The organism is Pseudomonas sp. LW8, from assembly GCF_041956865.1.
GTDB lineage: Bacteria > Pseudomonadota > Gammaproteobacteria > Pseudomonadales > Pseudomonadaceae > Aquipseudomonas > Aquipseudomonas siliginis.
In genome coordinates this window covers 1,069,583-1,081,981 of record NZ_CP168138.1, presented here as the reverse complement: position 1 = coordinate 1,081,981, position 12,399 = coordinate 1,069,583, and the positions used below count along the sequence as shown (strand labels likewise).

The window sequence follows — 12,399 nt, the reverse complement described above, 5'->3', positions numbered from 1 at the left end:
CTGCGCCGCTTCTTACAAGCAGGCGACGAATTGACTTTAAACCTTGCCGGCGAAAGCTAGTCTCAACAGTAAGCCGTACGACGGCCCGCCGCCGGCGCTGCCGGACACTCACCCAGGCCTGCCGTCAGCAGGCGCTAAATGAGGTCATCATGAAAATTCGTGAACTCGCCCAGCATTGGGAAGAAAACGCCAAAGGTCGCCTGACCGACACCGGCTACACGATTCATCTGGACGTCGAAGCCGCCGCAAGGCTGGCGGCGATTGCCGAAATGTACCCAAAGCGTCATCCCGAGGAACTGCTCGGCGAGCTGATCGGCGCCGCACTTGAAGAATTCGAAGCGAGCCTGCCGTATGTGAAGGGTTCAACAGTGGTGGCGACGGATGAGGAAGGTGATCCGCTGTATGAAGATGTTGGCCCGACGCCGCGTTTTCTGGCGTTGTCGCGACGGCATTTGCATGATCTGTCCTCGGCTGAGAACAAGCAGAAGCACTGACTCGACACACATCAAAACCGTGGGAGCGAGCCTGCTCGCGAATGCGGATTTTCATTCAGCATTTGCGCTGACTGACACATCTCATTCGCGAGCAGGCTCGCTCATAGGCTGTATTCCAGTTCGCAAATTGGTTTATCAACAGACAAAATACACCCGCGCGTACCGCTCCAAAGCCCCAAAGTTCCCGCCCCAGAGCCTTGTCCAAACGGTCAATTAAATTTTTGGCGATAGGCCATCTTTTCTGAACTTTTCAAAAATGCCGCCGGTCGGAACAGGTAACCACGCCTGGAACGAGCGTTTCAATTCGCGTCTACAAGCGATGCTTTCGCCTCCTCTGCCAGGATGGATTCAGTTGTATTTTCAGGAGATGCCTAATGGAGTTGAAGACCATGAAAACCCAAACCTCGTTTTCCCACCTGCGCGGTCTGAAACTGGCCGCTCTGGCCATCGGCACCAGCTTCGTACTGGCCGGTTGCGCCGGTAACCCACCGACCGAGCAGTACGCCGTGACCCAATCGGCCGTCAACAGCGCCGTCAGCGCTGGCGGTACCGAATTCGCTGCGGTGGAAATGAAGCAGGCTCAGGACAAGCTGAAACAAGCTGAAATCGCCATGCACGACAAGAAGTATGACGAAGCCCGTCGCCTGTCCGAACAGGCTGAATGGGACGCTCGCGTCGCTGAACGCAAGGCTCAGGCCGCCAAGGCCGAACAGGCTGTGAAGGATTCCCAGAAAGGTGTTCAGGAACTGCGTCAGGAAAGCCAGCGCACTGTGCAGTAAGCGCGCATCCCGACCGCAAAGCTGAAACTCTTACCGATAGAAAGGACGAAAAATTATGCGTAAGCAACTGATGATTCCCGCTCTTCTGGCCGCAAGCGTTGCACTGGCAGCCTGCTCCACACCGCCTAACCCGAACCTGGAACAGGCGCGCACCAACTACGCCGGCCTGCAGGCCAACCCACAGGCGAGCAAAGTCGCGGCACTGGAAACCAAAGACGCCAGCGATTACCTGGACAAGGCCGACAAGGCTTATCTGGACAAAGAAGATGCAGCCAAGGTTGACCAACTGGCTTACCTGACCAACCAGCGCGTGGAAGTGGCCAAGCAGACCATCGCTCTGCGCACCGCTGAAAACAACCTGAAAAACGCCGCTGCGCAACGCGCCCAGGCTCGTCTGGATGCCCGTGACCAGCAGATCAAACAGCTGCAGGACAGCCTCAACGCCAAGCAGACCGATCGCGGTACGCTGGTGACTTTCGGTGACGTGCTGTTCGCCACCAACAAGGCTGATCTGAAATCCAGCGGTCTGGTGAACATCAACAAACTGGCGCAATTCCTCCAGGAAAACCCGGATCGCAAAGTGATCGTCGAGGGTTACACCGACAGCACTGGCACCGCAAGCTACAACCAGTCGCTGTCCGAGCGCCGCGCGACTTCCGTGCAGATGGCCCTGATCAAGATGGGCGTCGACCCTTCGCGCATCGTCGCTCAGGGTTATGGCAAGGAATACCCGGTAGCGGATAACGGCAGCGTTTCGGGTCGTGCGATGAACCGTCGTGTGGAAGTGACCATTTCCAACGACAACCAGCCGGTTGCACCGCGTTCTTCGGTGAGCTCGAACTAAGCTCCACCCGGTAACGCAAAAGCCCCGCCTGAGTTGATCAGGCGGGGCTTTTTTTGTGGAATTGTGAAAGTCGGTTGACTCAATTCCCATGACCGTTTCGTCTTCCGAAAGCGAAGTCCACTGTCAACTATGACAGTGGACGAGAATCGGTACATGGAAGAGGCTGTTACCTGTCAGCCTGATCCTCACAAGGATTCCCCGATGAAACGATCAATCATCGCAGTCGGATTTTTGTCGACACTTCTCCATACAGCGATGAGCTGGAGCAACGCGGCAATCCCACCAGAGCCTTTGTATGATCCCGATGACATGGTCATCAGCACCGATCCCGAACTACTGACTCCCTCGATAAAACGCCCCATCACAGGCGTTCAAAAGGTATTGCTGGTGGTCGGGCACTGGTCAGGCGAACCGGGCCTGGACTCCGGAAAAATTGCTGAGCAAACTTTCTCAACGCACTGGAATTCATTGCGCTCCTACATCCTCGCTGCCTCCGGCAATAAACTGAAACTGGAAGGCACACAGATCGAGGCAGATTTCGGTCCAAAACCTGCAACATGCTCCGCTTCAGGCAGTCTCGACGCAGGACGCAAAGCGGCCCGTGCACAAAACATTGATCCCGCAGGTTTTCCATTCCTCTTTGTGGCGGTCCCCTGTGGCGGCGGCGCAATCGCTACGGTGCCGGGAAACTGGATTTGGGTTAAAGGTATGCCGGGCTCACCGCATACATGGAAGCACGAATTCGGCCACAATCTGGGATACCCACATGGCGGCACTTATACCAAATGTCCGGTGAGTAACGACGTTGTTCAGGCTCCTGAAGAGTGCAGCCCGGTCGGGTATGGTGATACTGGAGACTCGGTATCGGGTGGCGGAACACTCTATCCGGCAATCAACCGGTGGTTTTCCGGCTGGCTAGATGACTCGCAAGCCGCCGTGATCAGTAAGACAGGTCTGTACCGCCTGGGGGTATTGGGTAAGGAAGGGCCTCAACTTTACATGATCAATCGGCCCACAGAACCTCAGTTGATAGCGCTTGAGTACCGCCAGCCCACACCATTCGACGAATTTTCTCCCACCGATAATCGCGTGACCGGCGTCTGGATCAGGTACTCGTCACTGAACGGGACGGTGCGCAATGTGCAATTGGATGCCTCGCCAGAAACTGCCACAACGAACGATCCTACCCTGCAGCCAGGACGGACGCTGGAAGACGCGACGGCAAAAATCAAAATCAAAGTCTGTGCGACGGATAAGGCTGGTGGATCGCTCGCAATTGCAATAAACGGACAAGGCCTCCCATATTGCACAACGACAGTCGTGCCACCGCTGGTCATGACACCCGAGCAGAACGCTACAACAACGCTGAAACCTTTGATCACTGGAACGGCGCGACCGGGAGCAACGATCAAGGTAGCAGAAGCCGCAACCCCGGAGACTTTCTTCGCAACAGCTATCGCGGATGTACAAGGCAGGTGGTCAATAACCCCTCCTACCGATAGGCCATCAGGCCCCAATGCGCTTGTGCTTCGGCAGTACTTTGGCGACAGAGTCTCGGGGCCGTCCGAGCAGCGTTTATTCAACGTTGTTGATATCGTGGATGTGCCTCCCCCGGTTATCTCCAGGCCAGTGGAAAACGCTGACTCCGGTTACAACCCTTTGCTTTCAGGCACAGCATTGCCTGGCGCCCATATTCGCGTAACCCGCGTTTACGGCCCTTACGAAATACTGGCGGAAACAGACGCTGATGCCTATGGCAAATGGTCAGTGCGAAGTGTCTGGACATTACCCTCAGGGCCTTTTTCCATGACAGCCTGGCAAAGCATTGATGGTAAGCGCTCGCCGTGGAGTGCCAATAGAACAATCAAGGTAATTGATACGCTCGAGGCGCCAGTCATAGAAACCCCACTAGAGGGTAGTGACAGTGGTCAAAACCCTCTGCTCTCCGGCAAAGCTGTTCCGCGCGCACATATCCGTGTGTCCAAGGTCTACGGCCCTTACGAGGTACTGGCGGAAACAGACGCCGATGACTATGGCAACTGGTCGGTGCGAAGTGTCTGGACTTTACCCGTCGGCCCGTTTTCCATGACTGCATGGCAAAGTATCGATGGCCATCGCTCACCCTGGAGCGCCAATCGAAAAATCACGGTAACTGACGCACCCGCAGCGCCTGTTATCGACACACCGGTAGAGGGCAGTGAAAGCGGCCAAAATCCGCTGCTCTCGGGAAAAGCGCTGCCGGGTGCCCATATCCGGGTCACCAAGGTTAACGGCCCTTACAACATACTGGCGGAAACAGATGCCGATGCTTACGGCAACTGGTCGGTGCAAAGTGTCTGGAGCTTACCCGTCGGCCCGTTTTCCATGACTGCATGGCAAAGCATTGACGGTAAGCGCTCGCCGTGGAGTGCCAATCGAAAAATCACGGTGACAGCCAGCCCTTAGCTGTAAAAGCTCCTTCGTTCAAATGGAGGGGCTCTTTGTTAAGTTTCCTACTGTAGCCCCTCACCCCAACCCTTCCCCGAGGGAGAGGGAGCCGATTGGGGGATGCTCTAGAGATACATCGATCTGAAAGTGCTTTATTGAATCCATAATCGACACGGTCTCTCAGGTCGATGTATGGCGGAATACACCTCGGTCAGTCCCCTCTCCCAATGGGAGAGGGGGAAAGTGATCCAGCAGAATCACTGCTCCAGCTTCTGCGGCGTCTCCTCCCCCATGCAGCGCACAGCCTTTTTCTGGCCATTGATCAACACACCGGTCAACCCTTTCTGCTCGGTATCAAACAACACCAGCACACCATCAATGCACTGCGCCACTTGCGGCGCGGGGGTCAGCGAGACTTTGTAGTCCTCGCCCGGCACCGTCTTGAGCATGGTGAATTCGCTGAGCAGCAATGCATCCTCCGGCTTGGCAAAGTGCAGGTAGCCGTAGTACCACAGCGCTCCGACGGTGCCGAGGATGCTGCAGATACCGGTGATGATCAGCGGGATGGCATTACGTTCTTCAGTCATTGCGGGGTCTCATCTTCGGAATTCGGGGGCGGCGGATAGTTGGGGATTTCGCCGAGGCGGCGCAGGCCGTCGAAGTGCTCGGGATCGTCGAGATAGCGCAGCATGACCTGACGCCACACCGGGTCGCCGAAGGTTTGCACATGACCGCCACGGGTCAGCTGCAACACGCGCGGCGGCGGCGCCGCTTGATACAGGCGAATGCCGTTGGCCATCGGCACCAGCGGATCGTCGATGCTGTGGAAGATCAGCTTGGGCACGCCGGTCAGCTGCGCCATCGAGTTGATCGCGCTGTCGCCATCCGGCACCAGCCACGACAGCGGCACCTGCAACGGCCAGGTCAGCCACGAAGTGCTGAGGGCGAATTGGCCGACACTGCGATAACTGGCCGGCACACCATCCAGCACCAGGGCCTTGAGTTGTTTTTGCCGTGCCGGGTGCTGCGCCAGCCAATGCACCGACATCGCGCCGCCGAGGCTCTGCCCGAGCAGCACCAGCGGTTTGCCTTTGACCTCGGGCGCTTTGTCGAGCCAGGCGAACGCGGCGTCGATGTCCTGATAGATCGCCGGCAGGCTCGGCTTGCCCTCGGACAAACCGTAACCGCGATAGTCGACCAGCAGTACCTGATAGCCATTCTTCGGCAACCACCAGCTGCCGCCCAGATGCATCGGCAGATTGCCGCCGTTGCCGTGCAGATGCAGGACCGTGCCTTTGACCTCGACGCCAGGTTTGGCCGGCAGCCACCAGGCGTTGAGCTTGAAGCAATCAGCGGTGATCAGAGTGACAGTGCGGTATTCGAGTTTGGCTTTGTCCGGAGTAAATATCTGGCCCGGTTCAGGGTAGAACAGCAGCGAACTGCAACCGCCGAGGGTCAAGAGCAGGCAAAGGATGCCGAGGATTCTCATCCGGTGAAACCTCGCAAAGAAGAGAACTGAACACAAATCAAACCTGTGGGAGCGAGCCTGCTCGCGAAAGCGGTGTATCAGCCGACATCAATGTTGAAGGTGAAATCGCATTCGCGAGCAGGCTCGCTCCCACAAGGGGTTCGGTGGTGGGTCTAGAGGATATTGGAGTAATCCGCCTCAATCCGGTCCAGGCTCAAATGGTTGAGGAAGTTGGAGAAACACATCCACGCCGACAACGCATTCAAGTCACGGAACTGGTCAGGTAGATATTTCGGCGGCACCACCAGCCCTTCATCCACCAGTTGCCGCAAGGTTCGCATGTCTTCCAGTGTGGTCTTGCCACAGAACAACAGCGGAATCTGCTCGAGCTTGCCCTTGCGCACGGCCAACTGAATGTAGTTGTAAACCATGATGAAGCCCTTGAGGTAGGACAAGTCTTTGGTGAATGGCAGACCGGTCGGCGTCGAGCCACGGAAAACCCGGCTGGCGTTGCCGTAGCTTTCGGCCATCTCGAAACCTTGCTCGCGGAAGAATTCGTAGATCTGCAAGAAGTCCGCGCCCTCCTCGACCATATGAATCGCACGGGTGCGGTTGGTCAGTTTGCGCAGGCGACTCGGGTAAGAAGCGAAGGTGATGATTTCCATCAGGATCGCCAGCCCTTCCTGGGTCACCGTTGACGAGGGCGGGCCTTTGGACAGGAAAGTGCAGATAGGCTGGTTCAAGCCATTGAGCGTAGTGCCGACGTGCACCAGACCTTCGTGGACTTCCAGTGCGCGCACGTCGCGGTCGTTGAACAGCGCATCCGTGCGGATCTTGATGTAGTCGGCGCCCGCCGCGGCGTCGGCGACGATGCCGTCGGACTCGAACACGCGAATGGTTTCTTCGGCCTCACCGAATACCTTGTTCAGTCGGGTTTGCAGCAGGTGCACCGCGTCTTTGGCGGTGAGGATTTTCGGCTCGTCCTTCAGATCGCCGCGCCCGTCGATGTTATTCAGGTAGTCGGACATCATCAGGCCGAGGTCGGCCAATGTCGGGTCACCGGCGTGGAAGGCATCGGACGCCGCGCCGTACAGTTCTTGCGAGATCAGTCCGAAGTCCTCGGTGCCGCGCGCTTCGAGCATGCGCACCACCATGCGGTATTCCTTGCACATGCGCCGCATGATCTGCCCGACCGGGTTGAACTGGCCGAGCTGGCGGGTGATGTCGCGCTCGATGTTCTGGAATTCCAGTTTGACCTGGCTCGAATCGAACGACAGCGGGCGGTTGAGGTAGTAGTCGCGATCCACCGCCGGCATTTCCTTGCCTTTGGCCTTGAGGAAGCCCTTGCGCACGTTGTCGTCCCACTTGACCGCATCGAGCACGCGGATCGGCGTCTGCGCCAGCACAATGCGATCGGACAACATGCGTATCGTCTGCTGGTAATCGTCCACCCGAAACTCCTGTAGAAAACGTGACGCTTTGAATGACTGGGCGCGGGCTCCCTGTAGGAGCTGCCGAAGGCTGCTCCTACAGGGGGATCGGCGTCAGACGGACGACATTGTGTTACACCGACGCCAATACAAGGTGCATATACCGCGTCAGAATCCCGAGCATGTCCTCTTCGGCCAATGGCTCGGCGTCGTTGAGCAGGCCCTGATATTCCATCCGGCCGATAATCGCCGTCAACACCTTGGCATCCTGCTGTGGTTCGCGCGAGCCCAGTACCTGGAACAACTGGCAGGTGCCCTGCAACAGAATCTGCTGATGGGAGCGCACCAGAATGGCCAGACGCGGATTGAGCAGCGCTTCCTGACGGAACGCCTGCTCGGCCATCAGATGCTCGCGGCGGTTGATCAGTTGCCGGTGCACGTAATCGGCCATCAGCCGCGCGATGTCATCGGCCAGTTGCGAGCGCGACTCCGGGCTGCCGTCGGCGCTGACCACCATTTCGCGCAGCAGACCTTCGTTATTGATCCACAACTTGGCCATGTACGCCGCGCTGCGTTCAACGTATTGGGCGAAGGTATCGGTGAGCAGGTCATCGATGTCCTTGAAATAATACGTGGTCGCCGACAGCGGCACACCGGCCTCCGCCGCGACCGCACGATGGCGCACGGCTCGCACGCCGTCGCGCACGACAATGCGCATCGCGGCGTCGAGAATGTCCTGGCGACGCTGCTCACTGCCCTGTCGGCTGGCCTTGCGGCCCTGGTACTGAACACTTTCAGCGACCGCAGTGGCGATACCCGCTGCACCTTCTTGAGCTATTGCACCCATCACGACAGCACTTCCTCTGCTATTTGCAAATTAACCAATTGATACATTTGTACCAGACAGGCAATAAAAAGCCGCCTGTTTTAGGCGGCTTTTCAACTGAAACGTTTACGCTTGCGGTCGCATGTGCGGGAACAGGATCACATCGCGGATCGACGGCGAGTTGGTCAGCAACATCACCAGACGATCGATGCCGATACCTTCACCGGCGGTTGGCGGCATGCCGTACTCCAGCGCACGGACGAAGTCGGCGTCGTAGTGCATGGCTTCGTCGTCACCGGCGTCCTTGTCGGCCACCTGCGCCATGAAGCGCTCGGCCTGGTCTTCGGCGTCGTTCAGCTCGGAGTAGGCGTTGGCGATTTCACGACCACCGATGAACAGCTCGAAGCGGTCGGTGACGTTCGGGTTCTCGTCATTGCGACGGGCCAGCGGCGACACTTCGAACGGGTACTGAGTGATGAAGTGCGGCTGCTCCAGCTTGTGCTCGACCAGTTCTTCGAAAATCATCACCTGCAGTTTGCCCAGACCTTCGAAGCCCAACACCTTGGCGCCGGCCTTCTTGGCGATGGCGCGAGCCTTGTCGATGTCATTCAGATCATCGGCAGTCAGCTCAGGGTTGTACTTGAGAATCGAGTCGAACACCGACAGCCGCACGAACGGCTCGCCGAAATGGAACACCTTGTCGCCGTACGGCACGTCGGTGCTGCCCAGCACCAGCTGCGCCAGCTCGCGGAACAGTTCCTCGGTGAGATCCATGTTGTCTTCGTAATCGGCGTACGCCTGATAGAACTCCAACATGGTGAATTCAGGGTTGTGACGGGTCGAAACGCCTTCGTTACGGAAGTTGCGGTTGATCTCGAAGACTTTCTCGAAACCACCGACCACCAGACGCTTCAGATACAGCTCAGGCGCGATACGCAGGAACATTTCCATGTCCAGCGCGTTGTGGTGAGTTTCGAACGGCTTGGCTGCGGCGCCGCCGGGAATGGTCTGCAGCATCGGCGTTTCGACTTCGAGGAAGTCGCGCTTCATCAGGAAGCTGCGGATGTGCGCGATCACTTGCGAACGCACGCGGAAGGTCTGGCGCACGTCTTCGTTGACGATCAGGTCGACGTAACGCTGACGGTAGCGCTGTTCGGTGTCGGTCAGGCCGTGGTGCTTGTCCGGCAGCGGACGCAGCGACTTGGTCAGCAGACGCACGTTGGTCATTTCAACGTACAGGTCGCCCTTGCCGGAACGCGCCAGGGTGCCTTCGGCAGCAATGATGTCGCCCATGTCCCAGGTTTTCACCGCAGCCAGGGTTTCTTCGGACAGCGTCTTGCGGTTGACGTAGACCTGAATGCGTCCGGTCATGTCCTGGATCACCATGAACGAGCCACGGTTGAGCATGATGCGACCGGCAACCTTGACCGGGATTGCAGCCTCTGCCAGCTCTTCCTTGGTCTTGTCCGCGTACTGTTTCTGCAAGGCATCGCAGTAGTTTTCGCGGCGGAAGTCGTTCGGGAAGGCATTGCCCTTGGCGCGCTCGGCAGCAAGCTTTTCCTTGCGCAGGGCGATCAGGGAGTTTTCTTCCTGTTGCAGGGCTTGCGGGTCGAGTTGTAGGTCGCTCATGTCTTTAAGTATTCCATCAGGTTCGTTGCCCCCAGCCTTCGGCTGGGGATCGCGGGCGAGCCCGCTCCCACAGAGGGTGTTACAGGCCGGATTTCAGGCTCGCTTCCAGGTATTCGTCGATGTCGCCATCGAGCACCTTGTCGCAATCGCTGCGTTCGATGTTGGTACGCAGATCCTTGATCCGCGAGGCATCGAGCACGTAAGAGCGGATCTGGTGACCCCAGCCGATGTCCGACTTGGTGTCTTCCAGCGCCTGCGAGGCCGCATTGCGCTTCTGCATTTCCTGCTCGTACAACTTGGCCCGCAGCATTTTCATGGCGGTGTCCTTGTTGGCGTGCTGGGAACGTTCGTTCTGGCAGCTGACCACGGTGTTGGTCGGTACGTGGGTGATACGTACGGCCGAGTCGGTGGTGTTTACGTGCTGACCACCGGCACCGGAGGAACGATAGGTGTCGATCCGCAGGTCTGCCGGGTTGATTTCGATTTCCACCTTGTCATCGATCTCTGGCGAGACGAAAACAGCGGAGAACGAGGTATGGCGACGGTTGCCGGAGTCGAACGGGCTCTTACGCACCAGACGGTGCACGCCGATCTCGGTACGCAGCCAGCCAAAGGCGTATTCGCCCTTGATGTGCACGGTCGCGCCCTTGATCCCGGCGACTTCACCGGCGGACAGTTCCATGATGGTCGCGTCGAAACCGCGTTTGTCGGCCCAGCGCAGGTACATGCGCAGCAGGATGTTGGCCCAGTCCTGCGCTTCGGTACCGCCGGAACCGGCCTGGATGTCCAGGTAGGCGTTGTTCGGGTCCATTTCATGGCTGAACATGCGGCGGAATTCCAGCTTGGCCAGATTTTCCTCGAGACGGGCCAGCTCGGCGACGACATCGCCCACTGCGCCTTCGTCGTTCTCTTCGACGGCCATGTCCAGCAGGTCGCGGCAATCGGCCAGACCGCCGTTCAGTTCGTCGAGAGTGTCGACGATCTGCGCCAGCGCGGCACGCTCGCGGCCCAGCTCCTGGGCGTATTCAGGTTTGTTCCAGACACTCGGATCTTCAAGCTCGCGATTGACCTCGGTCAGACGCTCATGCTTTTGATCGTAGTCAAAGATACCCCCGAATAGTTTCGGAGCGCTCGGACAGGTCCTTGATGGTGTTCAGGATCGGGTTGATTTCCATGACGGGCAGCACTCGTTGGCGAACTTTTGAAAGCCGGCGAGTATAACGTAAACAGCCTGTCGCGGCAGCCCGTCTGGCGGTGAATGGGCCGAGATTGCTGCCCTCACCCTAGCCCTCTCCCGGAGGGAGAGGGGACCGATCGGGGGATATTTGAAACATACGCCGAATAGAATGGCTTCACCGAATCCGTGATCGCCAAGCCTGAAGATCCATAATCGCTGCGATCTCTCAGGTCGATGTCTGGCCCGAGACACCTCGGTCGGCCCCCTCTCCCTCCGGGAGAGGGCTGGGGTGAGGGCAACGGCCGTTACTCGATCCCGACCTGATTGCGCCCATTGTTCTTGGCCAGATACAAGCCGCGATCCGCCGCCGAAATCAGCAGCCGGCAGTCACTGCCCGCCTGCGGCACCATGGTCGCCAGACCGATGCTGATGGTCAGACTGGAACCCTCGGCCGGCGTGTTGTGCGGAATTTTCAGCGCCGCCACGGTCTGGCGCAGTTTCTCGGCCAACAGCCGCGCGCCGCCCGGCGAAGTGTTCGGCAGCACCAGCACAAACTCCTCGCCGCCGTAACGCGCCGGCAGGTCCGACGGTCGCGCACTGGCCTCGCGGATCGCCGTGGCGACCTTGCGCAAGGCTTCGTCGCCTTCAACGTGGCCAAAACTGTCGTTGTACGACTTGAAGTAATCGACGTCGATCATCAGCAATGACAGCTGCGTCTGATCACGTAGCGAACGGCGCCACTCCAGTTCCAGGTACTCGTCGAAGTGGCGGCGATTGGACAGCCCGGTCAGGCCATCGGAGTTCATCAGCCGTTGCAGCACCAGATTGGTGTCGAGCAATTGCTGCTGGCTGACCCGCAACGCTCGGTACGCGGCGTCGCGTTGCAGCAATGTCATGTAGGACCGCGAGTGGTAGCGAATGCGCGCGACCAGTTCGATGGTGTCCGGCAGTTTCACCAGATAGTCGTTGGCGCCAGCGGAGAACGCCGCGCTTTTGATCAGCGGGTCTTCCTTGGTCGAGAGAACGATGATCGGGATGTCCTTGGTCGCCGGATGATTGCGGTATTCGCGCACCAGGCTCAGGCCATCGAGGCCGGGCATCACCAGGTCCTGGAGAATCACCGTCGGTTTGATCCGCACCGCCTGGGCGATGGCCTGCTGCGGGTCGGAGCAGAAGTGGAAGTCGATGTTTTCCTGATTCGACAGCCCACGGCGCACCGCTTCGCCGATCATCGCCTGATCATCCACCAACAACACCATGGCGGCGTTCTCGTCGGTTTTAATGTCGTCGATCTGTAAATCATTCATGAGCGGTCACCTGAGTAC

Annotated in this window: 11 protein-coding genes; 4 read left to right on the top strand and 7 right to left on the bottom strand. The window is 58.4% G+C overall.

Annotated features, from left to right (window positions below; genetic code table 11):
- The first annotated feature begins 149 nt into the window (after positions 1–149).
- The 4 genes from AB9L16_RS04840 (at position 150) to AB9L16_RS04825 (ending at position 4,562) form a co-directional block, all read left to right on the top strand.
- Complete coding sequence (locus tag AB9L16_RS04840; RefSeq protein ID WP_016771500.1) at positions 150–494, top strand: hypothetical protein; 345 nt, start codon at positions 150–152, stop codon at positions 492–494.
- 374 nt (positions 495–868) lie between these two features.
- Positions 869–1,273 carry a DUF4398 domain-containing protein gene (locus tag AB9L16_RS04835; RefSeq protein ID WP_024011747.1) on the top strand — a complete coding sequence of 135 codons (405 nt, stop codon included), beginning with the start codon at positions 869–871 and terminating at the stop codon, positions 1,271–1,273.
- Between the two features lie 55 nt (positions 1,274–1,328).
- Positions 1,329–2,117: an OmpA family protein gene (locus AB9L16_RS04830; RefSeq protein WP_024011746.1), complete on the top strand. Its 789-nt coding sequence runs from the start codon at positions 1,329–1,331 to the stop codon at positions 2,115–2,117.
- 201 nt (positions 2,118–2,318) lie between these two features.
- Positions 2,319–4,562: a hypothetical protein gene (locus AB9L16_RS04825; protein WP_375123182.1), complete on the top strand. Its 2,244-nt coding sequence runs from the start codon at positions 2,319–2,321 to the stop codon at positions 4,560–4,562.
- A 239-nt stretch (positions 4,563–4,801) separates the two neighbouring features.
- Here the strand turns inward: AB9L16_RS04825 and AB9L16_RS04820 are convergent, their stop codons facing one another.
- The 7 genes from AB9L16_RS04820 to AB9L16_RS04790 form a co-directional block, all read right to left on the bottom strand.
- A complete protein-coding gene (locus tag AB9L16_RS04820; protein ID WP_041478159.1) occupies positions 4,802–5,131 on the bottom strand; it encodes a hypothetical protein in 330 nt (109 codons plus the stop codon).
- Complete coding sequence (locus tag AB9L16_RS04815) at positions 5,128–6,033, bottom strand: alpha/beta hydrolase (protein WP_375123181.1); 906 nt, start codon at positions 6,031–6,033, stop codon at positions 5,128–5,130. Before AB9L16_RS04815 ends, AB9L16_RS04820 begins: the two co-directional genes overlap by 4 nt.
- Before the next feature lie 152 nt (positions 6,034–6,185).
- Positions 6,186–7,436, bottom strand: a complete 1,251-nt coding sequence (locus tag AB9L16_RS04810) for a flavohemoglobin expression-modulating QEGLA motif protein (protein WP_166554750.1) — start codon at positions 7,434–7,436, stop codon at positions 6,186–6,188.
- A 139-nt stretch (positions 7,437–7,575) separates the two neighbouring features.
- Entirely contained in the window at positions 7,576–8,289 is a 714-nt protein-coding gene (locus tag AB9L16_RS04805) for a TetR/AcrR family transcriptional regulator (RefSeq protein ID WP_056783159.1), read from the bottom strand.
- Between the two features lie 105 nt (positions 8,290–8,394).
- On the bottom strand, positions 8,395–9,897 hold the full coding sequence (lysS, locus tag AB9L16_RS04800; protein WP_076566067.1) for a lysine--tRNA ligase: 1,503 nt from the start codon (positions 9,895–9,897) through the stop codon (positions 8,395–8,397).
- A gap of 79 nt (positions 9,898–9,976) precedes the next feature.
- Positions 9,977–11,072, bottom strand: a protein-coding gene (prfB, locus tag AB9L16_RS04795; protein WP_099758102.1) for a peptide chain release factor 2 whose coding sequence is annotated in 2 segments (ribosomal slippage) — positions 9,977–10,999 and positions 11,001–11,072 — 1,095 coding nt in all. Because the reading frame shifts where the segments join, the coding sequence is not laid out codon by codon here.
- Positions 11,073–11,379: 307 nt separating this feature from the next.
- The gene (locus AB9L16_RS04790) at positions 11,380–12,381 is read right to left on the bottom strand and encodes a PleD family two-component system response regulator (RefSeq protein ID WP_041478162.1); all 1,002 of its coding nucleotides are present in this window, start codon (positions 12,379–12,381) and stop codon (positions 11,380–11,382) included.
- Positions 12,382–12,399 lie beyond the last annotated feature (18 nt).